Here is a 26,965-nt window from a genome sequence, read left to right on the forward strand (position 1 = left end):
CTCCCGTCGTGCACCCTGTTCTGCGCGACTCGCAATTCCGCAATGTCGCGGTCACTGTGGTTCGGCACCCAGGGCGGCCGGCCCTCGGCCTCCCGATGTGCATTGAGCCTGTTCAACGCAGCCGTGAGCGCCGAGTGGTCCTGCTCGGCCCGTTCGAGCCTCCGCATGAGCCCGCGGGACTCCGGTCGCTCGTCCAACCGTTGCGCGAGGGTCCACCGTCGTCGCTCCAGATCCCGCAGCTGACTTCGAATCGTGACCTCTCGGGTGAGGTCCATAATCGCCTGGTGTGCCGGTCTCGCGTCGGAATAGTCCCCTCGTTCACCGAGTGCTCGTCGAATCCGCGCCGGGTCACCGGCGTCTGTGAACATGTCGGCGCCTCTGATCTCCCTGGCCGCGATGGCGCGCATCGGGCGCGTAAGCCCCTCCCCGAGTCCGCTGGTCGCATCGACCAGACGCCGGGACAGTCGCGCCACGCTACTCGCTATCGACACCAGTCGCTCACCAACCGGACAACCGCGCTTCGGATGAGGTGCTACGGCGGCGTTTTCGCTCACCCGAGAAACGTGGCGCCCCGCCGTGGCCCGCACCTATTTCGCGCGATCCGACAGCTGAACTCCGCATCGCACAGCCACCGCACGAAACACGGTTCATATCAACACTTCCTGTACTGATACCGCTGGTCTCTGGTCGGGCCGGCACCGATCAGGATGTCGAGCGTACTGACATACTCGACGATGTGGTGCCGGACAGCGCGATTCCATATCACCCGTAGTAGTCGACCGATATCACTTTCCCCTGGTTGTCGACCGAACAACGCTAACCGTATCGCGATCGGCTCTTCAGCAATGGGAATGCGAACCCGGGTCGAGCTGCCGGCGACCGCGAAGACCGGCGACACATCCGCCGGAAATCCGCTGTCGCACACCATCTACCTTCGTAGATCCTCGATGTGAAGCCGAATCGCACTGGAGGCGCCGTCCGCACCGGACCCGGGTCGGCTACACCCGCTGATCACCAGGTACAGCCCACTCCTTCAGATCGGAGTTCCGATATGCACGACCCGCGCCCATTCCGGTGGCTCGGCCGGAACGTAGTGGGGATCGTGTTCGCTCCACGAGGTTTCCCGGCGGAACAGCCCGACCACGGTCCGGCACCCCGGCCGGTGTGACGGCCAGGGTGTCTGGCCGTCGGTGAGCACCACGACCACATCCGGCCGGGGCCGCGCGCGAAGCGCCTTGGTGAAACCGGTGCGCAGATCCGTCCCCCCACCGCCCACCAGCGGTATCCCCTCGGCTCGGCACAGCGGGTGCGCGACACGCGCTGCCGCATCGCACGACAGCACCGTGACGAGATCCCGCCGGCCGCCCACGGCCCGGGCGATGGCGGCGACTTCGAGCAGTGCGCTGCCGAGTTCGGTGTCGCTGACCGATCCCGAGGTATCGATGACCACGCTGACCCGAGGGGGTGTGCGCCGCAGGCCGGGCAGCACGGCGCCGGGTACACCCGCCGAGCGCCGCGCCGGACGGCTATAGGTGTAGTCCGTACCGACGCCGGGCGCGGTGGCCGCCGCGCGAAGTGCCGCGCCCAGCAGGTCTCGCCACGGCTGCGGCGGATGCAGCGCCTCCGCCGCCCAGCGCCGCCACCCCTGAGGTGCGTTCCCCGGCCGGCCGGCGATGCCCTGCGCCACGCGGAAGCGGACCGCGTCGCGTTCCTGGTCGCCGAGGCCTTCCGCGCCGTCCGGTCCCAGCTCCCAGTCGCGGTCGAGTCCGTCGGCGCCGCTACCGCAGTCGAGCCAGGACAGTTCGTCGGTATGCGCGCCGAGGCGGAATCGGCGTAGATAGTCCTCCATCAGTTCGCCCGCGGGCAGGCCCAGAGTCGAGGGCAGGACGGCACCCGTGGGCTGCACCAACCCATCGCAGAACGCGTCGTCGTTGATCTCGGCGTCGGCGGCGATATTCATCCGCAGTCGCTCGGCGGGGCCGGACAGCTCGTGTTCGCGGGCGAATCGGTCGCTGCGGGCGTGATGGTCGCGGAGCAGATGCGACACCTCGTGCACCAGAACCGAAGCCAGTTCCTCGACCGGCGTACAGTCCACGAACGCCGGCGAGACATAGCAGCGCCAGTAGCGGTCCACACCCATCGTCGGGACGTCGCGCGACTCGACGATATGCAACGCGTACAGGGCGGTTGCCAGGTAGGGCCGCGCCCGCACCGCCTGCAGGCGGGCGGCGAAGACTTTCTCGGAGTCGAGCTTCGGCGAATCGGTCATCGGCCGCCCTTCGCGGCGACGCGGGCGGCGGCCCGATCGGCTCCCCGGGATACCGACACCATTCCGGTGAGTCGTTCGATCGACGACGGGACCTCCCAGTGGTCCCGGCGCAGGGTGGCGAGGGTGGTCGCGGGCACGACCACCAGGTCCGGTGCGCCGGTCTCCACCGCTCTCACCAGGAGCACCCACGCGGCATTCCAGCGGGATTCATCCGGTCGGCGGCGGACCGCCGCCACCACGCCGTCGAGCACGGCCTGGCGCAGATCGCCGCGCTCGGGCAGGTCGGCGGCGGCCGGGTCGGCAAGCAGCGTCTCGGGGTCCGGGAGGTCCATCCGGTCGATGCCGGTCAGCAGTTCGAAGCCGGGACCGTCTCCCACGGTGCCCCGGACCAGCAGGGACAGCACATCCCGGGAGGACCCGGCGGCGGTGGCGAAGGCGATGAGCCGCAGGGTCATATCCCAGCTCCGTGGTGACGGCCACGCCCCACCCCGCCGCGTCTCGCTGGTGGGGAGTTGATGGACGAGGTTGGGGCGTGCCGCGAGGAGCCCGCATACCGCACGGCGAGCGAAGGTCACCGCCTCCGTGAGCCGTTCCGCCTCGAGCCGGGGCAGGGTCGCACGGGGCCAGGTTCCGCCGAGACCGCGGACGACGACCTCGGTGTCGTGGGTCCAGTACAGGTGTACGAAACGGTTCGCCAGCGGCGGGCTCAACTCCCAGCCGTCGGCCGCCGAGGAGCGCGGATTGGCCGCGGCCACGATGCGGACCCCGGGCGGCAGGCGGAGTGCGCCGATCCGTCGCTCGAGGACCACGCGGAGGAGGGCGGCTTGCACGGCGGGCGGCGCCGTCGACAGCTCGTCGAGGAACAGCAGACCCCGCCCGGCCCGCACCAGCCGGACGGCCCAGTCCGGCGGGGCCATCGGCACGCCGTGCTCCGCGGGATCATCTCCGATGATGGGCAGACCGGAGAAGTCCGACGGCTCGTGCACACTCGCGATCACCGTCGTCAGTGGTAGATCCAGGGATTGCGCGAGTCGGGTCAGAGCCGCGGTCTTGCCGATCCCCGGCTCGCCCCACAGGAGTACCGGCAGATCAGCGGCTACGGCCAGCGTGAGGGCTTCCAGCTGGGTGTCGGTGCGGGGTTCGGTGGTCGACTCACCGAGCAGGGACAACAGTTCACCGGCGATATCGAGTGGGGAGAGATGGGTGCGCTCCGAGACGGGAGGGCACTGAAGGGGTGCGGGCATGAGGAGTCACCTTTGGGTCGAGAAGGGTCGGGTCGATGGGATTACGGCGATGCGTGCGAGGGGATCGGCACGAGGCCGCGCTCGGCGGCGCATGGGACGAGGAGCAACCGTTTCGTCGGATAGGTGCGGACGGAGATCAGCGCGAAGTCGCGTGACGTGGGTGTGCGCGGCGATTGGCCCGGCCGCGAGCGGGTTGCGGACGTGTGGGGCCGGCTCCGGCCGAACCCGCCCGGAACATGCCGTAGGTGATCCGCTGTCGCGCGGACGCCTCCAGCTCGTCCCGTAACGGGCCGTCGCGTAGGACGGCGTCCGGGCCGAGCAGGCCCTCGACGACGGCCAGCGCACCGGCGATGTCACCGTGGTCGAGGCGTTCGCGGACGCCGGCGAGACAATCCGGGTGGCGATGGGCGCGATCGATGGCCTGCAGACACGGCAGCGGGGTGCCGGTGAGGGCGGCGAGCAGCTCCTCGCGCCGGATCTCGGCCGGGTCGTGGTCGAGCGCGGCCAACACACCGTCGATCAGCCCGATCCGGTGTTGCTCACCTCGGCACGCCACCAGATGTGCCCGGTCGGATCGATCCGTGGAGCGCGGCGGATCGGCCGGCGACCAGCCCGGTATCAGGGCCGAGGCGACCAGCGGATGCAGCCGGCCAGGGGCTATCGCACCGGACCGGAGCAGTGCCAGGTCGGGAAGAGCCCAGGTCGCCGCGTCGGGGAGGACCGGCAGCGCCGATACTCGCCCATTCGGGTATGCCGCGGCGGTCCGTAGCGTGGCCGAACCGTCGTCCGCGGCGGCCGGCTCGAGAACCATTTCGCGCCGGCCCCCGAACCGCACCCGCAGCGGACCGGTCTCCCGGCCTTCGGCGCGCAACAGAATCTGCGCTTCCGCCACCCAGCGTCCGACGGCACAACCCGCACGCACCCGCGCGGGGAGGTCCGGGACGGCGCTCGCATCAGCCACCGACCGCTCCGCACCGCAACGTATCCGCAGCTCATCGGACCGGTGGGCATCCCACAGATGGCGGTGGAGATCGAGGCGGAAACGCCGGTCGGGACGGGGATGCGGATGCGGGTCGGTACCGGCGTGGGATCCGTCCCACAGCGCGAGGCCGACCCGCTGACCGGCATCCGCCCAGGCGGGCGCTGTACGGGCCACGAGGGATACCGAACCTGTTCTGCCCCGGTCATTTCGCGTACCCGGCGGACCGTAGCGAGCCAATGCGATGGTCAGGCCCGGTCGCAGCAACCCGTCGGGAGCACATCGCGGCATATGCCACCGCAAGAGTTCGGGTGCCAGCCGGCGTAGATCGTCCCGGACCCGGGCCGCAGTCTCCCTGCCGTGACTCCGCGTCAGCGCCAGTAGATCGATATCGACATCGAAACCTGCTGCGGCACATGCCCCCGCCCAGTCTCCGGCGAGACGCCGGGCGGTCGCGGTTTCGATCATGGTGGGCGGCACGGCGAATTCGCGCACGCGCAGCCAGAAGGACAGGCGGGAATCGTTCCCATTCGTGATCGGAGTGCGCATCAGCACTCACCGTGCACGAACAGGACCCCCAATCTTCGATCAGAATGAGTCGTCATCGCGAAGATCATATCCGCCGGCACGGATCCTGGCCATCCGCTCCTCGGTCGCGGCTTCGGCAGGCCCTCGCGGTCATGACGATCCCGGACCCCACCGGGTGCGGTGCGGCAGCGTGCCTGTGCGATGCTGGGATATCGGACGAAAGGAATCGACCGTGGTCATGGGCATGGTGCTCGGCGATCGCCGCTTCCGCGTTTCGACGTGGGAGCGATCCGGCCTGTCATCGTGCTGATCGGCGGCTGATCCCTGCCGTACTCCTGCGTCGAAGCATCGCCGCCCCGCAGGCACCTTCGTTTCCCACAGGAGCACGTCATGTCCACGATCGGTTGGACCGACCACGGACCTTCTCTTCCCGCCCGGTGGCATTCCGAGAATGCCGCCCCTGCCCCCGAACGCGTCGTCGCCGTGGACGATCGCATCACCGCGAAAGCCGCGTACGGCCTGGCGAAAGCCGGCACCGGGCTGCTCTGGCAGGGCGATTTCCACAACGCCCGCCAGCTCGTGCGGGCCGTGGACCGCCGCTGGCAACGGGTTCCGCGGACCGGACGGGCCGGAAGCGACCCCGCCGCTCTCTTCTACGACCACCGTGCCGCACGGGCCGAACGAGCCGAACTGCTCGGCAGGCTGCTGGTTGTGCTGGAGCGCGACCGCTCGCTGCGGCTGCGGCGCGCACCGGATGTACGGCCGGCCTGCGAACACGCATATGGTGCGGCCACCGGCGACCCGGTGGCCGACGAGCGGATCTGTGTGTCGCTGCCCGAACTCTTCGGCGTCCTCAGCGCCTACCAGTGGCATCGCAGGGGTGTCGAAGTTCCCGCGCTCGGCGCGCGCATCCACCCGGACTACGGCGTCTTCTCGCCGGTGCGCGGCGAATACATCGATCTGGTCGCTCGGGCGCCGTTCCCGGCGGGCGCCGGGCAGCCGCTGGCGTTCGACCTCGGCACCGGCACCGGAGTGCTCGCCGCCGTCCTCGCCCGCCGGGGCGCCCGGGTGGTGGCCACCGATATCAACCCCCGCGCCGTCATCTGCGCACGTGCGAACATGCGCCGGCTCGGCCTCGGTGACCGGGTGCGGATCACCGAGGCCGACCTGTGGCCGAGTGGGCGAGCCGACCTCATCGTGTGCAACCCGCCCTGGCTTCCGGCGGAGCCGACCTCCGCGCTGGAGCTGGGCATCTACGACCGCGGATCCGATGTGCTGCACCGATTCCTGGACGGCCTCCCGACCCACCTGACCGAAACCGGTGAGGCGTGGCTCGTCCTGTCGGATCTCGCCGAGCGGCTCGGATTACGGACGCGCGACGAGCTGCTCGCCCGTATCGCCGCCGCCGGTCTTCGCGTGGCGGACCGCTACGACACCACGCCGCGGCATCCCCGGGCCGCGGATACCACCGACCCTCTGCACGAGGTCCGGCGGTCCGAGGTCACGTCGCTGTGGCGGTTGGTGCGGAACTCCCGGCCGGATACTCGACCGCCGCAATCGTAGGGCCGCGGCTGCTGCCGGGTGAGCCGACCGGTCGCGGAAATTCCGGACCCCGCCTCCGGACCGGGGCCTCTACCTGCACACTGAGTGCGGAGCCGCGCGGGATTCCGGTCCTCGCGCACTCCGTGTACGGGTGAATGAGAGGGATCACTTATGTCCGAAACCATGACCTCGGGGCCGGCCGTCCCCGACGGCCGGCCCCCGGCCACCGAACCGACGTCCTCGCGGACCGCGACGCGCCGCGCGGTCTGGAACACACTCCGCGGATCGTCGGGCAACCTCGTCGAGTGGTACGACGTCTACGTCTATACCGTGTTCGCGTCGTACTTCGAAAGCCACTTCTTCGATTCGGCGGACAAGAACTCCACCGTCTACGTGTACGCCATCTTCGCCGTCACGTTCCTCATGCGTCCGGTCGGCTCGTGGTTCTTCGGCCGCTACGCCGACCGGCGCGGCCGGCGCGCGGCGCTCACCTTCAGCGTCTCGCTGATGGCGGCGTGTTCGCTGGTGATCGCACTCGTGCCGGGACGCGAGACGATCGGCGTGGGTGCGGCCGTGATCCTGATCCTGTGCCGGCTGGTGCAGGGATTCGCGACCGGCGGTGAGTACGGTGCGTCGGCCACCTATATGTCCGAGGCGGCCACCCGGGAACGCCGCGGCTTCTTCTCGTCGTTCCAGTACGTGACCCTCATCGGTGGTCATGTGCTCGCCCAGCTCACGCTGCTGGTGCTGCAGGTGTTCCTGGACAAGGCGGAGATCTCCGATTTCGGGTGGCGTATCGCCTTCTTCATCGGCGGTGTGGCCGCGGTCGTGGTGTTCTGGTTGCGCCGGAGCATGGACGAATCGCTGACCGCGGAACAGCTCGACGCGGTCCGGCGCGGTGAAGACTCCGAATCGGGCTCCCTCCGCGTGCTGCTGGCCGAGTACTGGCGGCCGCTGCTGGTGTGCTTCCTGGTCACCATGGGTGGCACCCTCGCGTTCTACACCTACAGCGTGAACGCCCCGGCCATGGTCAAGACCGCGTTCGAAGGTCAGGGTATGACCGCCACCTATATCAACCTGGCCGGGCTGGTCTTCCTCATGCTGTTGCAGCCGGTCGGTGGGCTGATCAGCGACAAGGTGGGCCGCAAACCCGTCCTGGTGTTCTTCGGCATCGGCGGGGTCCTCTACACCTGGTTCCTCATCACCTTCCTCCAGGACGCCACCTCGGTGGCGGCGACACTGGTGGTGACCTGCGTCGGCTACGTGCTGCTCACCGGCTACACGTCGATCAATGCCATCGTCAAAGCCGAACTGTTCCCCTCACATATCCGGGCGCTGGGAGTCGGTGTCGGATACGCCCTGGCCAATTCGGTGTTCGGCGGTACCGCCCCGATGATCTACCAGGCCGCGAAGAACGGCGGACAGGTGCCGTGGTTCATCGGGTATGTGACGGTCGTCATCGGTATCTCGCTGGTCGTCTATCTCTTCGTACTGAAGAACAAGACCGAGACCGCACTGGACAGAGAACAGGGGCGCGCGTTCCATTGATCCCGCGGTACCCGGACGCCCCGGCGCACATTCCGGTGGCGACCACCTCGGGCCGCGTCCTGATGTAGTCGAGCGGCCCCCGTCGGTGACGGGGGCCGCCGTGGTTCGGGATACCGCCTCCGCGGTATCGCGTCCGGCGCCGACATGGCGCAGCGAGCCGTCCCGGCGGAATCCATCCACAATGGGAGTCGGCCCGGTCCGGGCACTACCGTGGTCTCCGGCGTGCCACGTCGAACGCGAGCCGCACACCGATGACGGTGCGGCAGAAACACCGGCTCCTTCGCGGGGCAGGTCGGGCGTATTCCGGATCCAGAGGGCAGGAGAGCATGAAGGCAGACCGGGAGCGGGCCGCGGAACCAGCGCATCAGAAGGTGTCCCGGGAACTGCGCCAGGGCATTGCCGCGGGCGACTATCGCGGCGGCGGCAAACTTCCGACCGAAGCGGAACTCGCGCAACGGTACGGGGTCAGCCGCCAGACGGTGCGCCGCGCTTTCCAGGATCTCGTCGCCGACGGGACGGTCTACCGCGTCCCCGGCCGCGGCACGTTCGCCACCGAGTCCGAGGGCCATTACCTGCGTCATCACGGCTCGATCGAGGACCTGATGAACCTGTCCGCGGACACCACCATGGAGGTGCTCACACCACTGCATCGCCGGGTCGATATCGAGGCCGCCGGCAGGCTGCGACTCGATACCGACATCGTCTACACCGTGACCTTCCGCCGCATACACGAAGGCGTCCCGTTCGTCCTGACCACGGTGCACCTGCCCGAGCACATCGGCAAGCACCTCGCCGGCCTCGCCGAGGTGGCCGCCGGCGGGGCGAGTTCCCATACCGTCATCGGATTGCTCGAACCCCGTCTCGACAGCCCGATAGTCGAAGCCGCACAGTCGATCACGGTGGCCGGTGCCGACGGCGAAGTCGCGGCCGGGCTCGGCTGCGAGCAGGGCCATCCCATGCTCCGGGTCGACCGGCTCTACTCGGATGCCGCCGGTCGGCCCGTCGACCTGTCGGTCAGTTACTTCTTGCCCGAGCACTACACCTATCGGGTGACGCTGCGCCGCAGCACGCCCTGACGTTCCGGTCCCGGTAGCGCGCTTCCACACCACTGGAGGCGCGCTTTATTTATCCGTCAAACCGTTCTATTTGTACGTACTTATGATAGAAATGACCGGACTTAATGTTGCCACGACCGGACCCGGGAACGAGAGTGCCCGGCCCCGGTCGAGATCGCGCGCGAGGCACGGTCGCAGAGCGAGGAGAACGTCTTATGAGCCGGCTGTGCAGCACCGAAGGATTGACCGAGGACCAGACCGAGATCATCCGAACGGTCCGGATCTTCGTAGAGAAGAAGATCCTCCCGGTGGCCACCGAGCTCGAACACGCCGACGAGTACCCGCAGGAAATCGTCGACGGGCTCAAGGAGCTGGGCATTTTCGGGTTGATGATCCCCGAGGAGTACGGCGGACTGGGTGAGTCGCTGCTGACCTACGCGTTGTGCGTCGAAGAGATCGCCCGCGGGTGGATGAGCGTCTCGGGGGTGATCAACACCCACTTCATCGTTGCCTACATGCTCATGCGGCACGGTACCGACGAGCAGAAGCGCAAGTACCTGCCGAGAATGGCCACCGGTGAGGTGCGGGGCTCGTTCTCGATGTCGGAGCCCGGCCTGGGCTCGGATGTCGCCGCGATCAAGACCCGGGCGGTCCTGGGCGAGGACGGCCGGTACACGATCGACGGCCAGAAGATGTGGCTGACCAACGGCGGCACGTCCAACCTCATCGCGGTGCTCGTGAAGAGTGATGAGGGCGCCGACAGCGTCTACAAGAACCTGACGACGTTCTTGATCGAGAAGGAAGCCGGCTACGGCGAGACCGCCCCGGGCCTGACCATCCCCGGCAAGATCGACAAAATGGGCTACAAGGGGGTCGACACCACCGAGGCCGTCTTCGCGGGTCACCGGGTTGCGGCCGGCCAGATCCTCGGCGGGGTGCCGGGCAAAGGCTTCTACCACATGATGGACGGTGTCGAGGTCGGCCGCGTCAATGTCGCCGCCCGGGCCTGTGGAATCGCACTGCGGGCTTTCGAATTGGCGATCACCTACGCTCAGCAGCGCGAAACCTTCGGCAAGCAGATCGCCGATCACCAGGCGATCCTGTTCCGCCTCGCGGAGATGGCCACCAAGGTCGAGGCCGCCCACGCGATGATGGTCAAGGCCGCCCGGCTCAAGGACACCGGCGAACGCAACGACGTGGGCGCCGGTATGGCGAAGATGCTCGCCGCGGAGTACTGCAACGAGGTCGTCCAGGACTCCTTCCGCATCCACGGCGGTTACGGCTACTCCAAGGAGTACGAGATCGAGCGCCTCTACCGCGAGGCCGCCTTCATGCTGATCGGCGAGGGCACCTCCGATATCCAGAAGATGATCATCGGCCGCGCGCTGCTCGCGGACTACCGGATCTAGGCTCGCGCCGAGCCGGAATTCTTTCCTATGGTGACCGATCCGCGCGTCAGCGCTCGTGGGTGTGTGCGATATAGACGTCACAGTGCGCCCGGCTCGCGACATCGCGCGCGATGCTGCCGAGGACGCGGGCGAGGCCCTGTACCCGTTTGTTGCCGACGACGATGAGATCCGCGGCGCGTTGTTCGGCGACCCGGACCAGCACCTCCCCGGGCTTCCCCTCGATCGCGTGCGCATGCAGGACGATCGTCTGGCACTGCGCCTGCAGGGCCCGGCCCACCTCGACGGCCGTGCGCCGGGCCTCGTCCTCGGTCGACCGGACGAGCTCGTCGCTGCCCTGCCGGAACCGCTCGATCTCCAAGCGCTCGTACGCGCAGACCACGTGGAGTTCGGCGCCCAGCGCCTCGGCCAACCGCGCGGCCCGCTCCGCCGCACGCGCGGCGGTGGGGCTGCCGTCCACACCGGTGACGATCGTTTTCATCCCGTACCTCTTCTCTCCGCCCGCCGATGCCGTACCCGGCGCCGGGCGATACCTGCCCGCCCGGGAATTGCCGTGCTCCCGGGCAGCCGCACGAACTCTCGACAGAGTAGTCACCCATACTATATTTTCTATAGATTATGACTTCCGAGACAGCTCCACCACCCGTTCACCAGGAGCAACCGGGCCCCGGGGTCACCGTCCTGAGAATCGACCGCCCGCACCGCCGCAACGCTCTCGACGCACCTACCGTGGAGCTGCTGCGAACCGGTCTGGCCGACGCCGCCCGCCGCCGGGACGCGGCCGTGGTCATCACCGGGGGCGACGAATTCTTCTCGTCCGGAGGCGATGTGGCATCGATGCCCGGACCCGAGGACGGTCTGCTCGCCCCCGCGGCGCGGTTGGCCCTGATCCACGACCTGGTGACGTCCATGGTGCGCGCCGACCAGGTGATCGTCGCCGCCGTCGAGCGGTACGCGATCGGTGCCGCCTGGGGCATCGTCCTCGCCTGCGACCTGGTCGTCGCCGGGGAGGACGCCTACTTCAAGGCCCCCTTCGCCGCCCGTGGCCTCACGGCCGACGCCGGGACTGCCTACCACCTTCCGCGCCGGCTGGGACAACAGCGCGCCGCGGCCCACCTGTTCCTCGGCGAGCCGCTCCCCGCCCGGGACGCCCGGGCCGCGGGGCTGGTCACGGAGACCGTGGCATCCGGAAGCGCGACCGCGCGGGCCGTCGAGCTCGCCACCGTACTGGCGGCCGGCCCGACCCAGTCGAACGCCGTCACCAAATCACTGCTCGCCCAGGACCGCGCGGACCTCGCCCAGTTCCTGGCCAACGAACGCACCGCCATGGCCCTGGCGAACCACGGGACCGATGCACAGGAAGGCAAGCGGGCCTTCCTCGAAGGACGGGAGCCACGCTTCTCATGAGCACCACCCCCCTGGCCCATCTCCAGGTGGTCGAATGCGCCACCTTCGTAGCCGGACCCTCCTGCGGTATGAACCTCGCCCAGCTGGGGGCCGAGGTCATCCGGGTCGACCTCCCCGGCGGCGGCAGCGACCACCTGCGCTGGCCGCTGGCCCACACCGGTGCCAGCCTCTACTGGGCGAACCTCAACAAGGGAAAGCGATCGGTCGCGCTGGACTACCGCACCCCGGAGGGACGAGAACTGCTCCTGGCGCTCTGCACCAGACCGGGACCGGGCGCGGGCATCCTCGTCGACAATGTGGCGGGGCGGCACCGGGTGACGCATGAGGATCTCACCGCTCGGCGCCCCGACGCGATCTCGGTGCACGTGCTCGGTTTCCCCGACGGACGCCCCGCCGTCGATTACACGGTGAACGCCGCGGTCGGGATCCCCGAGATGACGGGACCGGGCGGTCCCGCGGACCCGGTCAACCATGTCCTGCCGGCCTGGGACCTGCTCACGGGCGCTTCCGCCGCTCTCGGGGTGGTGGCCGCGGTGAGCCGGCGCGAGCAGACCGGTGCGGGGTCGCGCCTCGACATCGCGCTGGCCGATGTGGCCTTGTCCGCGGTGGGAGCGCTGGGCTGGCTGTCCGAGTCCGAGCAACACGGGGACCGCGCGCCGCACGGCAACCATCTCTACGGCAGCTTCGGCACCGATTTCGCCACCGCCGACGGCCGGCGTGTCATGGTCGTCGCCCTGACCGAGGGGCAGTGGCGAGCACTCGGCGAGGTCACCGGGACCGCGCCGGTCTTCGCGGCGCTCGAGACCGCACTCGACACCGACCTGCGGCACGAGTCCGCGCGTTACGAGTTCCGCGAGACCATCGCGTCGATCCTGCGTCCCTGGTTCGCGGCGCGCTCCCTCGACGAGCTGACCGACCGGCTGAATCGGGCCCGGGTGCTGTGGGGCCCCTACCGGTCGATGGGTGAGGCCGCCGCGCTGGCCCGCGCGGATACGGGTTCGGTGGCGCGACCGGTCGACCAACCCGGAATCGGGGAGATGCTGGCCACCGCGAATCCGCTCCGCTGGGGAGATCACCTCACGGCTCCCGTACCGGCTCCGCGCCTCGGCGCCGACACCGAGGAGGTGCTGGCGCAAGAGCTGGGGCTGGCCGGGCCCGAGATCGGCCGCCTGCACGATCGCCGGGTGGTCGAATGCGGCCCGGTAGGCGCTTCGTCCGCCTGACCCGGTCGCCCCGATCGTCGAACCCCTCCCTCCGTCCCCGACTTCCCCTCCGCAGCACCGACAGGAAGGCCTCTCATGACCGCGCTCCTCACCGACAAAACCGCCGTCGTCACCGGCGGCGCCCAGGGCATCGGCCTGGCCATCGCCCGGCTGTACCTCGAGCACGGCGCCCGGGTCGTCATCGGCGACCTCGACGAAGCCGCCGCACGGGCCGCCGTCGCGGAGCTCGGCCACGACCGGGCCCGCGCCGTCCGGTGTGATGTCGTCGACGCCGCACAGGTTCAAAACTTGGTCGATACGGCCGTCACCGAATTCGGCTCCCTCGACGTCTTCGTCAACAACGCCGGTATCACCCGGGACGCGACCATGCGCACCATGACCGAGGACGACTTCGACCTCGTCGTGCGGGTCCACCTGAAGGGCACCTGGAACGGCACCCGGCTGGCCGCGGCCCGGATGCGGGAACAGAAGTCGGGCGCGATCGTCAATATCTCCTCGCTGTCCGGCAAGGTCGGCATGGTCGGCCAGACCAACTACTCGGCCGCCAAGGCCGGGATCGTGGGGCTCACCAAGGCGGCGGCCAAGGAGATGGCACACCACGGGGTGCGCATCAACGCGATCCAGCCGGGGCTGATCAGGTCGGCGATGACCGAGGCGATGCCGCAGAAGGCGTGGGACCAGAAGATGGCGGAGATCCCCATGCAGCGGCCGGGTGAGCCGCAGGAGGTCGCCGGTGCCGCGCTGTTCTACGCCTCGTCCCTGTCCTCCTATATGACCGGCACCGTGGCCGAGGTGACCGGCGGGCGGTTCATGTGAGCGCGCCGCGGGAGAGCGTCGAAGACCGCGTCGTCGACCCGGTCGCGGCGGCGGGTCTGGCCGGCCTGCTCGGTGCGACGGATCTGGACCTGCGGGCGGGCGCCCCACTGCCACCACTGTGGCACTGGGCCACACTCTCCCGGTGGCCCGCCCCGAACACGCTGGGCCCGGACGGGCACCCCCGCCGTGGGACCGGGATCATGCCGGACGTCGCCCTGCCACGGCGGATGTTCGGCGGCGGCAGCCTCACCTTCTACGCTGCGCTCCCGGTAGGCGGTGAGGTCACCGTGACCTCACGCGCGTCGGAGCCGCGGGAGCGGAAGGGCCGCACCGGGCCGCTGATCCTGGTCGACCTGACCGTCCGGGTACACGACCGGACCGGCACCCTGCTGCTGGAGGAGATCCAGAACATCGTCTATACGGGCGCGCGGCAGGAGTCGGCGACGGCCGAGCCCGCGCCCGTGCCACTCACCGCGGAGCTGATCGGTCCACCCCGGAGCACCGAGGAGGGTGCGACGAGATGGGACCTGCGCACCGATCCGGTGCACCTGGCCCGGTTCAGCGCGCTCACCGCCAACCCGCACCGGATCCATCTCGACTGGCCCTATGCGACCGGAGTCGAGGGTTATCCGGGCCTGGTCGTCCACGGCCCGCTCATGGCGGTGGCGCTGGCCGAGGCGGCCCGGCGCGCCGGCGCCGCCCCGCCCCGGACACTCCGGCACCGCGGTCTGGCCCCGCTGTTCTGCGGCGAGCCGGCGGAACTGGTGGCGCGGCCGGGGACGAGCCCGGTGCTGGAGGTCGTCTCCCCCGGGTCTCGCATCCACGCCCGTCTCGAGTTCGACCCCGCGCCGAGTACCGATACCCGCCCGCACCGACGCGGCTGAGCAACCATCCAGGGGAGTCGGGATGCGATACCTCCGCCTTCGCTCCGGCCTCCGCCAACCGCACGAACCTTGCACAAAGGGAGAATCATGACCGAGGCTGTCATCTGCGAGCCACTGCGCACCCCCATCGGGGGGTACGGTGGCGTCTTCCGCCCGCTGACCGCGGTGGATCTGGGAGTCACCGTGCTCCGCGAACTCGTCGCGCGCGGCCTGCCGGCCGATGCCGTCGACGACGTCATCCTGGGAAACTGCAATCCCAACAGTGAGGCACCGGCCATCGGCCGGGTGGTCGCGCTCACCGCCGGTCTTCCGGTCGAGGTGCCGGGCCAGCAGATCGACCGTCGGTGCGGCTCCGGCCTCCAGGCGATTCTCAACGCGGCGATGATGGTGCAGACCGGAGCGGCCCGGGTGGTGGTCGCGGGCGGCACCGAAAGCATGAGCAATGTGCCGTTCTACACCACCGACGCCCGCTGGGGGGCGGCCCGCAGCGGTCTGACGATGCACGACGGGCTGGCCCGCGCCCGCACCACGGCCGGCGGACCCGACTATCCCGTACCCGGCGGGATGATCGAGACGGCGGAGAACGTCCGGCGCGAATACGGCATCACCCGCGAGGCGCAGGACGCGCTGGCGCTGGAATCCCATCGCCGCGCCGTGGCCGCCCAGGTATCCGGGGTGTTCGCGGAGGAGATCGTGCCCGTGACGGTGCCCGCGCGGCGCGGCGCGACGGTCGTCGATACCGACGAGCATCCGCGCGCCGACACCAGCCCGGAATCCCTGGCCGCGCTCCGGCCGATCATGGGACGGACCCTCGACGACGCCACGGTCACCGCGGGCAACGCCAGCGGACAGAACGATGCCGCGGCGCTGTGCGTGGTCACCACGCCGGAGCGGGCGGCCGAGCTGGGTCTGCGCCCACTGGTCCGGCTGGTGTCCTGGGCCGTGGCGGGTGTCCCCCCGCGCACCATGGGTATGGGTCCGGTGCCGGCCACCGCGGCCGCCCTGGAGCGGGCCGGACTCACGCTGGCCGATATGGACCTGATCGAGCTCAACGAGGCCTTCGCGGTCCAGGCCCTCGCGGTTGTGCAGGAGTGGAAGCTGGGCGAGAGCGACCGCGCGCGCGTGAACGCGCACGGCTCCGGTATCTCGCTGGGCCATCCCGTGGGCGCCACCGGAGCCCGGCTGGTCGGCACCCTGGCCCGCCAACTCACGCGTACCGGCGGCCGTTACGGCCTCGCCACGCTGTGTATCGGCGGCGGTCAGGGGCTGGCGGCCGTGGTCGAGCGGGTGGCGGGATGAGCGCAGCCGGACCCGCCGTCGTCCGCACCCGGGAAGAGCTCGAAACACTCGTGGGCGTCGAACTCGGCCCGGGCCCGTGGGTTACGGTGAACCAGGAGCGCATCGACCTCTTCGCCCGGGCGACCGGTGACCACCAATGGATCCACGTCGACGCCGAGCGCGCCGCCGGGGGTCCGTACGGCCGCACCATCGCCCACGGCTATCTGACGCTCTCGCTCATCTCCGCCCTCGCCGAGGACCTCTACGAGTTCCGCCTCGGGACAGCGCGGCTCAACTACGGTCTGGACAAGGTGCGCTTCCCCACCCCCGTCCCGGTCGGCAGCGAGGTCCGGTTGCGCTGCACCGTCGCCGAGGTGATCCCGCGGACGGACGCACTCCTGGTGCCCATCGATTTCACCGTGGACCTGGCCGGGAGTGAGCGTCCGGCCTGCGTGGCCCGCAAGATGTCGCTCGTCCTGCTCGACTGAAGGCGCCGCCGCACTTCCCGTCCCCGGTGCAGAGGCCCGACCGGACAAGGCACGGTCGCCACAACCTCCCTCATCGAGGTTGCGGCGACCGTATACACCCGAGGCGGGCCCGCCGTCAGCCGAAGGCGAACATCTTGTTCCAGCGGGCCACGATGTCGCGGCCGCGGGTCCGCGCGTCCTCCGGCGTGTACACCACGAAACCCTCGTCATCGGCCTTCGGCAGCTGGTACTGCCCGGTCGGGATCTGGTCGATATCGGTGCGGGAACTCACGAAACCCTGGGCCGCCGCGAACTCCTGGCCGGAGCGCGACATGGTCCAGTTCATGAAGAGCCGCGCCGCCGGGCTGTGCGCACCCGCCGCGGTCAGTCCCTGCATGTTGAAGGTGCCCGAGACCCCCTTCGCCGGGATCACCAGCTCGATGGGTGCCCCCGCCTCCTCGGCCCCGTAGGTGCTGTTGAAGCCGATTGTGGCCACCTCGATCTCCCCCCGGGCCAGGGCGTCGAGCTGGACCGAGGTGGTGTCGAAGATCCGCGGCTTCTGGGCGGACAGACCGCTCCAGTAGTCCGCGCCCAGGATGCGCTCCTGGAAGTCGGCCAGGCCCTGCACGGTGCCACCGGCGCCGGCGTTGACCACCCCGAGCTTGCCCCTCCACTTCGGGTCGAGCAGATCCTCCCAGGTGGTGGGGGCGTCGTCCTTCTCGACGGCCAGGTCGTTGTAGGCGAACGCGTAGGCCGAGTAGTAGACGGTGTAGTACTCACCGTCCTTCCAGACCACGTTCCCCATGTCGGACAGCTTGTCGTAGGTGGGTGTTCGGTAGGGAGCGAAGACACCCGCCGCGGCGAAGCCCTCGGCGAGAATCGGGTCGGTGATGGTGACCACCCCGGCCGACAGGCGGCCGGCGCCGTGTTCGCTGAGCACCCGCTCGTTGAGCTTGCCCGACGGCAGCCGGGTCATATTGACGTGGACCCCGGTCTCGGCCTCGAACCGGGCCGCGGTGAGCCCGGCGCTCTCCGCGCCCGACGCCGTGTACCAGTTGAGCGATTCCCCGCGGGCCGCCGCCAGCAGTTCGGCGTCGGCGACCTCCTCGCCGTGGATGACGAGCCCCGCGGAGTCGTCGATCACGGGCATCGGCAGCATCGCCGCGGCCACGGCGATATCGTCCGGCCGCCCCGCGCCCCCGCCGCACGCGGCGAGCGAGGCGCTGAGGAGCAGGGCGACTACGGCGGCGCCCCATCGAGTGTGCTTCATGGTTCTAGTTCCTTCTCGAAGCGGTCGTCGTCACTGACGGGCCAGTCGGCGCGGGATATAGGACAGGACGAACATGAAGGCGGTGTAGATCACGCTCATCGCGGCGGCCTGCCGCAGCGCGCCACCGTTCTCGAACGCGTCGTAGATGGCGATCGAGAGGATTTCGGTTTCACTGGTGTAGAGGAACAGCGGCACGGTGAGCTCACGCATGCTGAGCATCAGCAGCAGCAGGAACGTGGAGAGCAGGCCCACCTTCATCAGTGGCACCGTGATGCGGGTGACGGCCGTGGTGCGCCGCGCGCCGAGCATCACCGCGCTGTCCTCGAGGTCGCGGTCCGTGGCCATGATGGACGAGGCCACACCCCTGAAGCCCTGCGGCGCCTGGACCGCCAGGAACGCCACGACCAGCACGGCGAGCGTTCCGTAGAGCGGCACGGGCAGCACCAGCCAGGTCCACAGCAGGCCCATACCGAGAACCACCGCGGGGATGGCCAGCGGCATCATCGACACGGTCTCGACCAGGGTCCGCCCGGATGCCTTCGACCGATAGACCACATAGCCGCAGAGGAAGGCCAGGACCGTGCCCGCGACAGCGGCGAAGACACTGACCACCGCGCTGTTGAACGCGGCCGCGCGGAACCCGGACGACCCCAGAACCTCGCCGAAGGAGCTGAAATCCAGCCCGCCGGACGCGGTCAGCTGGCTCAGGGAGGTCAGGTAGGGCGAGGTCTGGCCGGCGGCGACCAGCAGCGCCAGGATGGGCAGGACGATCGAGAGGCCGAAGAAGCCCAGGGTCAGCAGGAACACCGGAATACGCGCCCGGCCCAGAGCGAACTTCTTCTGCCGCACTCCCTTACCGGTGATGGTCGTGAAAGAACGCTTTCTGAGCGCCCGGTTCTGCAGCCACGTCACCAGGACCACGATCGCGACCAGCACCACCGCGATGGCGGCGCTCTCGTTGCCCCGCGACGGGGTGGCGTTGAGCAGCCGGAAGATGAAGGTGGGCAGCGTATCGACCCCACCGGGCGTCCCCAGCACCTGGGCGACCGGGAAGTTCTCGAAGATCAGCGTGAAGGTGAGGATCGCCGAACCGATCAGCGCGGGCAGCGCGAGCGGGAAGGAGACCCGGCTCAGCATCCGGCGCGGTGTCGCGCCGTGGATCCGGGCGGCTTCCTCGAGGTCCGGGCTCATCATCGACATCGCGCCGTGGACCAGGAGGAAGGTGTACGGCGAGTAGTACATCGCGAAGACGAAGATCATCCCGGGCAGCGAGTAGATGTCGAACGGTACCGACAACCCGACGTCACGCTGGGCGATATTGAGTAGACCGGCGACCGGGCTGCCCAGAATCGACCAGGCCAGCGCACCCACATAGGACGGCAGGAACAGCGGCATCAGCCCGATCAGGTAGACGAACTTCGGGAGCGGAATATCCGAGCGTGCCGCCAGGAAGGCCAGGCCGCCGCCGATGGCGCAGGCGAGGACGGTGGCGCTCACGGCCAGCACGAGTGAGTTGACGAAGGCCTCCTGCACCTGGGGTGCGGAGAAGATGCGGAAGTTGTCCAGGGTCAGATCGAAACCGATGTTTCCCGGACGCGGCACGCTCGAGCTCAGGGCGGCGAGCAGGACCAGCGCGGCGGGCAGCACGATCAGCACCGCGAGCACCACCAGCAGCACGCCCGAGGGCAGCCATCTCTTCCGCCACGGAAGGGTGGAGCGCCCCGCGATCGCGGGCTTCTGCCCGGGAGACAACTGTGCCTCGGGGGCCGAGGTCATGAGCGCCATATCAGGATTCCTCTCCGGGCGTGGGCACCTCGCCGGGCAGCACCCGGACATACTTGGGATCGGCCTCGACCACGACGCGGTCGTCCTTGCGGAGCAGTACGGCCGCCTCCTCATGGCTCTGCACCTCGATCACCGGTCCGGCGTCCAGACGCACCGAGCAGCGGGCGAACGACCCCTGGAAGACGCTGATCTCGACCGTGCCGAGCCAGGTGTTCGGCCGCTCCGGCGCCGAGTCCCGGTCGCCGACCGGGCCGAGGCGCACATGCTCGGGCCGGATGCAGACACTCAGGTCGCTCGTATCGCCCGGAAGATCCGTGCCGAAAGCGATTTCGAGGTCGTGCTCCCGGAGCCGGAGCCGGTCGGAGCGCCCCGCGGGCGGCCGGACCGGGAAGATGTTGGAGACCCCGAGGAATGCCGCGATGGAGGCCGAGGCGGGGGCCCGGTAGGTGTCCTGCGGGTCTGCCAGCTGGGAGATCCGGCCGCCCTGCATGATGGCGATCCGGTCCGCCAGGGCCAGTGCCTCACCCTGGTCGTGGGTGACGTAGATGCAGGTGAGGCCGAGTTCCACTTGGAGCCGGCGCAATTCGACCCGCAGATCCTCACGCAACCGGGCGTCCAGGTTGGAGAGCGGCTCGTCGAGGAGCATCACCGCCGGTTCCATGGCGAGGCTGCGGGCCAGGGCGACCCGCTGCATCTGCCCGCCGGACAGCATGCTCGCGCCCCGCGTGGCGAGGTGCGCCAGGCCGACGAGCTCCAGGGTCTCCAGCGCCTTGGCCCGCCGCTCGGCCTTCGGGCGCTTCTTCATCTCGAGCGGGAAGGCCACATTGTCCAGCACGGTCATATGGGGCCATACGGCGTAGGACTGGAAGACCAGGCCGACATTGCGCTTGTTCGGCGCCAGGTTGACCTTCCGTCCCGCGTCGAAGACCGTCGTGCCCCCGATACCGATTGTGCCGCCGCTGGGGTCTTCGAGACCGGCCACGCAGCGCATGGTGCTGGTCTTGCCGCATCCGGACTGTCCGAGCAGCACCAGGGATTCGCCGTCCTGGATGTGTAGGTCGAGATGCCTGACGGCGGTGAACTCACCGAAGGTGAGCGAGAGGTCGTCGATGCGCACGTCCATGGGGATCACTGGCTCCTGCGGGGATGGAATCTCGGACAGAATCGCCGGCCGGCCGTCGGCCGGGGGCGGGAGGGAAATGGGGGCACGGGCGGACTCACCTCTCCTGGGACAGGCGGACGAGAGCATCCAGGGCGACCGCGCCCCGGCCGCGCGGCAGGACCGCGAGGGGATTGACCTCGGCCTCGACCACATCGGGTCGTTCCATCGCCAACCGCGAGACGCGGACCACGGCGTCGACCAGGGCGTCGAGGTCGCCGTCGGGCTTACCACGGAAACCCCGCGCGATCGCCGTCGCCTTGACCTCGTCCACCATTTCGCGCGCCACGTCCTCGGTGACCGGCGCCAGTCGCAGCGCCGAGTCCTCGTAGATCTCGGTGTAGACGCCGCCCGCGGCCAGCAGGACCAGTGGTCCGACGGTCGGACTCACCCGATAGCCGACCAATGCTTCGAACACCGTCTCCTCGATCATCTCCTGCACGAGGAAACGGTCGACCGGCACCGTGGCGTCGTAGGCCGCGACGGCGGCGACGATCGTGGAAGTCGCCGCTCGCAGCCCGGCCCCGTCCTGGACGCCCAAGACCACTGCCCCGGCGTCGGACTTGTGCGGCAACCGGTCGGAGAGTGCCTTGACCACCACGGGGAATCGCGGCTCGACCTCGGGCACGCCGCCCGCACCGCATGTCGTCGTGACCGGGAAACGGATACCGAGGGACGCGAGGACCGCGGCCGAGGATGCCTCGTCGAGGGCGTAGGCATCCGCCGGGAGTTCGGTCCGCCGAGCGCGGAAGGCCGCCGGGTCCACCGGCCGGCGGCCCAGGGTCGCGGCCACGGCCTGGGCACACGCCTCCGCGGTGCGGAACGCCGGAACACCCGCCTCGTGGAGCCGGCGGACCGACTCCAGTGCGTCCGGGAGGGCCCAGGCGGCCACCGGGACCGGGCCCGCGGCGTGCTCGGCGATCGCGCTCACGGCCAGTTCCGGGTTGAGCCGCGCCGACGAGCCGATGACGAAGAGCACGAGATCGAATTCACCGCTCGCCCGGAGCACCTTCAGGGCCCCGTCGACCAGATCGTGCCGGGTGCCGGCGAGGGTGAGGTCGACGATCAGGCTCTCGGCCACGTCGAGTCCCAGCCCCTCGAGCCGGTCGAAAACCGTCCGGCTCGGCCGGGTCACCGTGACGCCCAGTGTCTCCAGCTGGTCCACCAGGATCGCCGCTCCACCCCCGGTGGAGGTGATGACGGCCACCCGGCGGCCTCCTGCCGTGGTGGGCGGGCCGACGCGGCGCTGGAGCGCCTCGGTCTCGATCAGCGCCTCGAAGTTGTCGACCCGGGCGAACCCGCAGGCCCGGAAGAACGCGTCGGCCTCGTCGTCCTCACCGGAGAGAGCACCGGTGTGGGAGACGGCGAGTGCCGCGGCGGCGTCGCTGCGGCCGAGCTTGTAGACGGTGACGGGTTTCCGGCGGGCCGCCGCCTCGACCGCGAAGGCCGCCAGGTCCGCCGCATGCTCCAGCGACTCCATGAAGAGGGTGTACGAGCCGACCTCGGGGTCGTCCAGCGTCGCCGCGCAGATCTCCCCCAGGGTCAGATCGACCTCGGAGCCGGTGGAGACGAAGCCGGAGAAACCCAGTCCGCGGGCTTTGGCCCGCGTCATCAGCGCGCCGATGACGCTGCCCGATTGGGAGGCCACGAAGGATGAGCCGACCGGGATTCCCTCCTCGGCGAAGGCCGCGTTGGCCGTGAGCATCAGCCCGTTGCGCGGGTTGACCACGCCGATGCTGTTGGGACCGATGACGCGGACGCCGTACTCCGCCGCCACCGCCAGCAGCTCACGCAGCCGCTCGGCGCCCTCGCCGAGTTCACCGAAACCGCCGGACAGCACCGTGACGAGCGGGACACCCGCCCGGCCGCAGTCCCGGACGGCTTCGACGACCAGTCGGGTGTCGGCCACGATGAAGACGTGGTCGGGTACCTCGGGAAGGGCGGCGATACCGGGCCAGGCCTGCTCCCCCAGCACCGTCTCCCGGCGCGGGTTGATCGGGTACACCGCACCGGCGAAGCCCTGCCGGCGCAGGAACCGCAGCGGTCGTGCGGTGGTTTTACGCAGGTCGTCGGACGCGCCGATGATCGCCACCGAGCGGGGGGCCAGCAGGGCCCGGCCGAGATCCGCCCGGTCCGGCACCCGCGCCTCGACGACCTGGTCGGTCGGCTGCGTCATGACTGCTTCCTCACGTACGAGTCGGTGCGGGCGATGACGTCGAGGGACTCGAACGCCCACAGATCGGCGGCCAGCTTCTCGGCGCTCCCGGCCCCGAGGACGGGCCCGGCGAGCCGGACGAATTTGGCCGTCATCTCCGCGTCGGTGACCGGGTTGCCGGGCTCACCGTAGGGGGTCTCCACCCGGTGCGAGAGGACCCGGCCGTCGTGCAACCGCAGCTCCACCGAGGCGGGGCGCAGCCGCGGGTACTCCCGGTCCGCCTGCGCGTCGGCCACGACCTCGACCCTGGTGGCGAAGTCGCGGATCCGGGGGTCCCGGCGCGCCTGCTCGCCGAACTCGGTCAGTCCGACCTCGTCGTGGGCCAGGGCGGTGGCGAGCGCGAACGGGATGCTCATCTGGGCGTCCAGGAGCGAGTCCACGACGGTCGCCGCGTGATGGGAGGCGACGGTGTAGGTCCGTACGGTTGCCCCGGCGACATCGTCGAGGCCGATCGGCTGCGCGGCGCGTAACGCCAGGACCGCGTCGAGCGGACCGTGCAGATGCCGGCACGAGGGGTAGGGCTTGACGTAGGAGTTCAGAACCACCCAGTCCCGGCCCAGCCCATCGAGCAGGACGCCCGCGTCGAAGCCGCCGGCGGCGAACGCGTCCACATAACCGTGCGGCGTTTCCAGGATGGAACGGGGACCGGTCACCCCGGCCGCGGCCAGCTCGACGCTCGCGATCGCGTCCCGCGCGGCCTTACCCGGGTGGACCCGCTTCACCTCGGCCGATTTGCCGAGGAAGGCGAAGAGCCCACCGGCGTGCGATGCGGCGATACCGAGGGCGTCGTGGACGCGGTCGGTGTCCAGCCCGTACAGCACCGCGACCCCGCAGGTGGCGCCGAGCACTCCCGCGAGCGGTGTGTTGTGGAAGTGGTTGCGCCAGGTCGTCGGGTGGCCCGCCGCGGCGAGCCGCGAGATCGCTTCCAGCGCCACCGCCAGGGCCCGCGTCGTGGTCACGGTATCGCTGCCCAGCGCCTCCGCCGCGGCCAGTACCGCCGGGAAGCCGACGCTGCTGGGATGGACCGAACCCGGCGTGTAGCCGTCGTCCACCTCGAGGCTGTGGCAGCTGGTCCCGTTGAGCAGTGCGGCACCCGGCGCGGAGACCCGGCCGAGGCCGACCGCGGTGGCACCCGACCCGCCGTAGGTCGCCGCGACGTGACCGGCGACCGCGCGGGCGACATCGGTGGCCGACCCGGGCACCACCGCCGCCAGATAGTCCACCAGCAGTCGCCGCACATGGTGCTCGACCGTCGCGGGCAGTTCTGCGGTGGCGGAGTCGACCACCCAGGCGACGAGGGCGTCGGTGGCGCCGTCCAGCGAGGTGGCCTTGCGTGTTTGTGCCGCGGTGCTCATCGGGCCACCGCCCCGGCGCGCTGGTCGAAACGGCGCCCGAAAATCGACTGGGCGATGGTGTTCTTCAGGATTTCGACCGAGCCGCCCGCGATCATCCAGCCGCGGGTACGCCGCACGATGTATTCCAGCGGGAACTCCTGGGAGTAGCCGCTCGCGCCGAAGACCTGCATGGCCTCGTTGGCGACGGTGAAGGCGGTGCGGTTGGCGTGCAGTTTCGCGATCGCCGCCTCGTTCGAGTCCGGGGTGCCGGCGTCGGCGCCTGCCACCGCGCGCAGCAGCAGCATCTTGGCGGCATCCAGCTCGACCTTCATATCGGCGAACTTCCACTGCAGGCCCTGGAACTCACAGAGGTTCTTCCCGAACTGCGTCCGGGTCGACGCGTGCTCGACCGCCATGTCGTATGCCTTCTCCGCGAGCGCGAGTGCTCGCGAGGCATTTCCCATCCGCTCCACGCCGAAGACGGACAGCATTTTCTTCAGCGCCCCGCTGTCGGCCAGGACGTACTCCTTGGGCACCGTGCATTCGTCGAAGTAGAGCTGGCAGTGCGATTCCCCGGACATGTGGTACTCGCGTTTGCCCCGGCTGAACCCCGGCGAGTCGAACGGGACCAGTACCGCCCCGATATCCCGGGAACTCGGGCCGAAGCGGCACCAGACCACCGAGTGGGTGGCGTCCGGCCCGTGCGAGTTCCAGCATTTCTGGCCGTTGAGGACGACATGATCGCCCTCGATTCGCGCGGTGGTCCGCAGGTCGGTCAGCGCGCTTCCGGCTTCCGGCTCGCTCATCCCGGCCGTCACCAGCGCGTCCCCGGCGAGGAACCGCGGCAGCACTTCGGATTTCACATAGTCGGAACCGAAGTTGGCCACCTGCCGGATGGCACCGAAATTACTGGCCTGAAGCGCGTCGGCGCTGTGCGGGCACACCTTGGTGATCGCCATCATGACGAGGACGGCGTCCAGCAGGGACGCGCCCTGTCCGCCGAGCTCGACGGGCAGCGTGAGACCGGTGAGGTCGTGCTCGGCCAGGGCTTTGAGGCTGTCCCAGGCGAACTCCGTGCGCGTGAAGGCGCGTTCGCCGAACTCGCGCTGGGCGAGTTTGGTCACCGACTCGACGAGGGCGGTCTGTTCGGGAGTGAGGCTGAAATCCATTTAGAGGGTTCCTGTTCGTCTCTCGTTACGGTCGGGGTGTCGTAGTGCTGTGATCGAGGACGGCCGCCAGGGCGGGCGCGTCGAGTCCGGGCAACCGGTCGGCCAGCTGCCGGAGTTCGGCGACGGCGCGGTCGGGGTCGGCGTGCGCGCCGACCCGCAGGCAGGGGCCGGCCTTGCGGGTGAGTGCTTCCCATGTCGTGCCACCGGCGCCGGGCATCGGCGCCTCGGCGGTGGCGTGGGCGCCGTCGGTCGTCCGGACCTCGACGCGGGCGCCGGTCATCACCGAACTCTCCGGTAGGTCCTGCGCGACGGTGATCCGGGCGGCCGCCGCGGCGATCTCGGGGTTGCCGAGGTCGCCGCCGTGCAGGGTGGTCAGGTCGTAGCGCCCGGTGACCCAGAGCGCCGCGAGTTGCCACGGAATGGAGAACTGGGCGTCCACCAGGGGTGCGCCGCGGTCCTGGTAGGGCCTGGCGACCAGCGAATACGCCGATCCCGCCGGGACGTGCACCCGCACCTGCTCGACCTCGTCCCAGCGCGGATGCCGGTCGCGCAGGCTCTCCGCGGCGGCGAGGGCCGCGTGCGTATAACGACAGGCGGGGTAGGGCTTCACCGCGACCCAGCGGCCTTCGAAGTCACCGGTGAACAGGTCGTCCCAGCGCACACCGGAGCCCGGCGCGAGCCCGAAATCGCCCGACAACCACCCGCTCGGCCCTTCCACGCCTTGGGCGGCCAGCGCGGCGGCGGTGATACCGAACTGCGCGGCCAGCCCCGGCTGGATCCGCTTGGCGACCGAACCGTCGACCACGGCCTGCCGGGTGCCGGGCGCCAGCGCCGCACCGAGGGAGAGCGCCACGGCGTGCTCCACCTCGGCGTCGGGGAGCCCCCAGACGGTGGCGGCGGCCGCCGCGGCCGCGAGGGAGCCGAGCCCCGCTGTACGGATCACGCCGGTTCGAGGGCCGGTGATCCGGGCCAGCCGGGAGAGCAGATGTACCCCGGTGACCAGGCCGTCGGCGACGCTCGCGCCGTTCGCCCCGGCGGTGGCGGCGGCCGCCAGCACGGTCGGCACCACCACGCTGGCGGTGTGCACCACCGCCTCGTCGTGTGTGTCGTCGAAATCCCAGGCGTGGATGAGTGTGGAGATCGCCACCACGGCGGCCGGCGCGGACAGGCGCAGATCGGTCCACGGGACCCGGACCTCGCCACGCCCCACCGCGGCGAGACCGGCGAGGACTCGCTGGGCATCCTGCGATGCCGTACCCGCCGCGGCGAGCGCGAGAGCGTCGACGAGCAGCAGCCGGAGCTGTTCGCGGTCGTGGTCGGTCAACTGTGTCCATCGCCGGTTGGGGATTTCGGCCACCGGGTGCCTCCTGGTGCGATTGCGGTCCGG

At 69.9% G+C, this 26,965-nt stretch carries 21 protein-coding genes; 10 read left to right on the forward strand and 11 right to left on the reverse strand.

Annotation, left to right across the window (positions count from 1 at the left end):
* Positions 1-1,033 precede the first annotated feature (1,033 nt).
* From IG75_RS0122715 to IG75_RS0122725, 3 genes are all read right to left on the reverse strand, one after another.
* Positions 1,034-2,269 (reverse strand): vWA domain-containing protein, encoded by a 1,236-nt coding sequence (locus tag IG75_RS0122715; protein ID WP_030523573.1) that lies wholly within the window; start codon positions 2,267-2,269, stop codon positions 1,034-1,036.
* Complete coding sequence (locus IG75_RS0122720; protein WP_030523572.1) at positions 2,266-3,513, reverse strand: AAA family ATPase; 1,248 nt, start codon at positions 3,511-3,513, stop codon at positions 2,266-2,268. The genes IG75_RS0122715 and IG75_RS0122720 overlap by 4 nt, the downstream gene beginning before the upstream one ends.
* A 136-nt stretch (positions 3,514-3,649) precedes the next feature.
* Complete coding sequence (locus IG75_RS0122725) at positions 3,650-5,047, reverse strand: hypothetical protein (RefSeq protein ID WP_030523571.1); 1,398 nt, start codon at positions 5,045-5,047, stop codon at positions 3,650-3,652.
* A gap of 363 nt (positions 5,048-5,410) precedes the next feature.
* Between IG75_RS0122725 and IG75_RS0122730 the strand changes: the two genes are divergently transcribed.
* The 4 genes from IG75_RS0122730 (at position 5,411) to IG75_RS0122745 (ending at position 10,574) form a co-directional block, all read left to right on the forward strand.
* On the forward strand, positions 5,411-6,583 hold the full coding sequence (locus IG75_RS0122730; protein ID WP_030523570.1) for a methyltransferase: 1,173 nt from the start codon (positions 5,411-5,413) through the stop codon (positions 6,581-6,583).
* A 150-nt stretch (positions 6,584-6,733) separates the two neighbouring features.
* Positions 6,734-8,110, forward strand: coding sequence for an MFS transporter (locus IG75_RS0122735; RefSeq protein ID WP_030523569.1), 1,377 nt, complete (start codon positions 6,734-6,736; stop codon positions 8,108-8,110).
* Between the two features lie 326 nt (positions 8,111-8,436).
* Positions 8,437-9,186 carry a GntR family transcriptional regulator gene (locus IG75_RS0122740; protein ID WP_030523568.1) on the forward strand — a complete coding sequence of 250 codons (750 nt, stop codon included), beginning with the start codon at positions 8,437-8,439 and terminating at the stop codon, positions 9,184-9,186.
* 194 nt (positions 9,187-9,380) lie between these two features.
* On the forward strand, positions 9,381-10,574 hold the full coding sequence (locus IG75_RS0122745; protein WP_030523567.1) for an acyl-CoA dehydrogenase family protein: 1,194 nt from the start codon (positions 9,381-9,383) through the stop codon (positions 10,572-10,574).
* A 46-nt stretch (positions 10,575-10,620) separates the two neighbouring features.
* Here IG75_RS0122745 and IG75_RS0122750 read toward each other — a convergent pair whose 3' ends face one another.
* Positions 10,621-11,052, reverse strand: coding sequence for a universal stress protein (locus IG75_RS0122750; protein ID WP_030523566.1), 432 nt, complete (start codon positions 11,050-11,052; stop codon positions 10,621-10,623).
* Between the two features lie 137 nt (positions 11,053-11,189).
* On the opposite strand from IG75_RS0122750, the gene IG75_RS0122755 reads away from it, so the two are divergent.
* The 6 genes from IG75_RS0122755 (at position 11,190) to IG75_RS0122780 (ending at position 16,667) form a co-directional block, all read left to right on the forward strand.
* A complete protein-coding gene (locus IG75_RS0122755; RefSeq protein WP_063834187.1) occupies positions 11,190-11,978 on the forward strand; it encodes an enoyl-CoA hydratase/isomerase family protein in 789 nt (262 codons plus the stop codon).
* Positions 11,975-13,201 carry a CoA transferase gene (locus IG75_RS0122760; protein ID WP_030523564.1) on the forward strand — a complete coding sequence of 409 codons (1,227 nt, stop codon included), beginning with the start codon at positions 11,975-11,977 and terminating at the stop codon, positions 13,199-13,201. Before IG75_RS0122755 ends, IG75_RS0122760 begins: the two co-directional genes overlap by 4 nt.
* Positions 13,202-13,276: 75 nt before the next feature.
* A complete protein-coding gene (fabG, locus tag IG75_RS0122765; protein ID WP_030523563.1) occupies positions 13,277-14,017 on the forward strand; it encodes a 3-oxoacyl-ACP reductase FabG in 741 nt (246 codons plus the stop codon).
* Positions 14,014-14,901, forward strand: coding sequence for an HTD2 family dehydratase (locus IG75_RS36505; RefSeq protein ID WP_051714836.1), 888 nt, complete (start codon positions 14,014-14,016; stop codon positions 14,899-14,901). Before fabG ends, IG75_RS36505 begins: the two co-directional genes overlap by 4 nt.
* 87 nt (positions 14,902-14,988) lie before the next feature.
* Positions 14,989-16,200: an acetyl-CoA C-acetyltransferase gene (locus tag IG75_RS0122775; RefSeq protein ID WP_030523561.1), complete on the forward strand. Its 1,212-nt coding sequence runs from the start codon at positions 14,989-14,991 to the stop codon at positions 16,198-16,200.
* A complete protein-coding gene (locus tag IG75_RS0122780; RefSeq protein WP_030523560.1) occupies positions 16,197-16,667 on the forward strand; it encodes a MaoC family dehydratase in 471 nt (156 codons plus the stop codon). Before IG75_RS0122775 ends, IG75_RS0122780 begins: the two co-directional genes overlap by 4 nt.
* Positions 16,668-16,782: 115 nt before the next feature.
* On the opposite strand, the gene IG75_RS0122785 is transcribed toward IG75_RS0122780, so the two are convergent.
* The 7 genes from IG75_RS0122785 to IG75_RS0122815 form a co-directional block, all read right to left on the reverse strand.
* Positions 16,783-17,916 (reverse strand): ABC transporter substrate-binding protein, encoded by a 1,134-nt coding sequence (locus tag IG75_RS0122785; protein WP_051714837.1) that lies wholly within the window; start codon positions 17,914-17,916, stop codon positions 16,783-16,785.
* 30 nt (positions 17,917-17,946) lie between these two features.
* Positions 17,947-19,701 (reverse strand): ABC transporter permease, encoded by a 1,755-nt coding sequence (locus IG75_RS0122790; RefSeq protein WP_036515017.1) that lies wholly within the window; start codon positions 19,699-19,701, stop codon positions 17,947-17,949.
* Between the two features lies 1 nt (position 19,702).
* Positions 19,703-20,824, reverse strand: coding sequence for an ABC transporter ATP-binding protein (locus IG75_RS0122795; protein WP_030523557.1), 1,122 nt, complete (start codon positions 20,822-20,824; stop codon positions 19,703-19,705).
* Between the two features lie 94 nt (positions 20,825-20,918).
* A complete protein-coding gene (locus tag IG75_RS0122800) occupies positions 20,919-23,036 on the reverse strand; it encodes an acetate--CoA ligase family protein (protein WP_051714838.1) in 2,118 nt (705 codons plus the stop codon).
* A complete protein-coding gene (locus IG75_RS0122805; RefSeq protein WP_051714839.1) occupies positions 23,033-24,430 on the reverse strand; it encodes an MmgE/PrpD family protein in 1,398 nt (465 codons plus the stop codon). The genes IG75_RS0122800 and IG75_RS0122805 overlap by 4 nt, the downstream gene beginning before the upstream one ends.
* Positions 24,427-25,578: an acyl-CoA dehydrogenase family protein gene (locus tag IG75_RS0122810; RefSeq protein WP_030523554.1), complete on the reverse strand. Its 1,152-nt coding sequence runs from the start codon at positions 25,576-25,578 to the stop codon at positions 24,427-24,429. Before IG75_RS0122810 ends, IG75_RS0122805 begins: the two co-directional genes overlap by 4 nt.
* Positions 25,579-25,603: 25 nt before the next feature.
* Positions 25,604-26,935 carry an MmgE/PrpD family protein gene (locus IG75_RS0122815; RefSeq protein WP_051714840.1) on the reverse strand — a complete coding sequence of 444 codons (1,332 nt, stop codon included), beginning with the start codon at positions 26,933-26,935 and terminating at the stop codon, positions 25,604-25,606.
* Between the last annotated feature and the right edge of the window lie 30 nt (positions 26,936-26,965).

The sequence above is a fragment of the Nocardia rhamnosiphila NBRC 108938 genome (assembly GCF_000720425.1).
GTDB lineage: Bacteria > Actinomycetota > Actinomycetes > Mycobacteriales > Mycobacteriaceae > Nocardia > Nocardia rhamnosiphila.

Excerpts from the sequence above, each read along its gene's own strand:
- IG75_RS0122715 (WP_030523573.1), bottom strand. The coding sequence starts at position 2,269 with ATGACCGATTCGCCGAAGCTCGACTCCGAGAAAGTCTTCGCCGCCCGC.
- IG75_RS0122720 (WP_030523572.1), bottom strand. The coding sequence starts at position 3,513 with ATGCCCGCACCCCTTCAGTGCCCTCCCGTCTCGGAGCGCACCCATCTC.
- IG75_RS0122730 (WP_030523570.1), top strand. The coding sequence starts at position 5,411 with ATGTCCACGATCGGTTGGACCGACCACGGACCTTCTCTTCCCGCCCGG.
- IG75_RS0122735 (WP_030523569.1), top strand. The coding sequence starts at position 6,734 with ATGTCCGAAACCATGACCTCGGGGCCGGCCGTCCCCGACGGCCGGCCC.
- IG75_RS0122740 (WP_030523568.1), top strand. The coding sequence starts at position 8,437 with ATGAAGGCAGACCGGGAGCGGGCCGCGGAACCAGCGCATCAGAAGGTG.
- IG75_RS0122745 (WP_030523567.1), top strand. The coding sequence starts at position 9,381 with ATGAGCCGGCTGTGCAGCACCGAAGGATTGACCGAGGACCAGACCGAG.
- IG75_RS0122750 (WP_030523566.1), bottom strand. The coding sequence starts at position 11,052 with ATGAAAACGATCGTCACCGGTGTGGACGGCAGCCCCACCGCCGCGCGT.
- IG75_RS0122755 (WP_063834187.1), top strand. The coding sequence starts at position 11,190 with ATGACTTCCGAGACAGCTCCACCACCCGTTCACCAGGAGCAACCGGGC.
- IG75_RS0122760 (WP_030523564.1), top strand. The coding sequence starts at position 11,975 with ATGAGCACCACCCCCCTGGCCCATCTCCAGGTGGTCGAATGCGCCACC.
- fabG (WP_030523563.1), top strand. The coding sequence starts at position 13,277 with ATGACCGCGCTCCTCACCGACAAAACCGCCGTCGTCACCGGCGGCGCC.
- IG75_RS0122775 (WP_030523561.1), top strand. The coding sequence starts at position 14,989 with ATGACCGAGGCTGTCATCTGCGAGCCACTGCGCACCCCCATCGGGGGG.
- IG75_RS0122780 (WP_030523560.1), top strand. The coding sequence starts at position 16,197 with ATGAGCGCAGCCGGACCCGCCGTCGTCCGCACCCGGGAAGAGCTCGAA.
- IG75_RS0122785 (WP_051714837.1), bottom strand. The coding sequence starts at position 17,916 with ATGAAGCACACTCGATGGGGCGCCGCCGTAGTCGCCCTGCTCCTCAGC.
- IG75_RS0122790 (WP_036515017.1), bottom strand. The coding sequence starts at position 19,701 with ATGGCGCTCATGACCTCGGCCCCCGAGGCACAGTTGTCTCCCGGGCAG.
- IG75_RS0122795 (WP_030523557.1), bottom strand. The coding sequence starts at position 20,824 with ATGGACGTGCGCATCGACGACCTCTCGCTCACCTTCGGTGAGTTCACC.
- IG75_RS0122800 (WP_051714838.1), bottom strand. The coding sequence starts at position 23,036 with ATGACGCAGCCGACCGACCAGGTCGTCGAGGCGCGGGTGCCGGACCGG.
- IG75_RS0122805 (WP_051714839.1), bottom strand. The coding sequence starts at position 24,430 with ATGAGCACCGCGGCACAAACACGCAAGGCCACCTCGCTGGACGGCGCC.
- IG75_RS0122810 (WP_030523554.1), bottom strand. The coding sequence starts at position 25,578 with ATGGATTTCAGCCTCACTCCCGAACAGACCGCCCTCGTCGAGTCGGTG.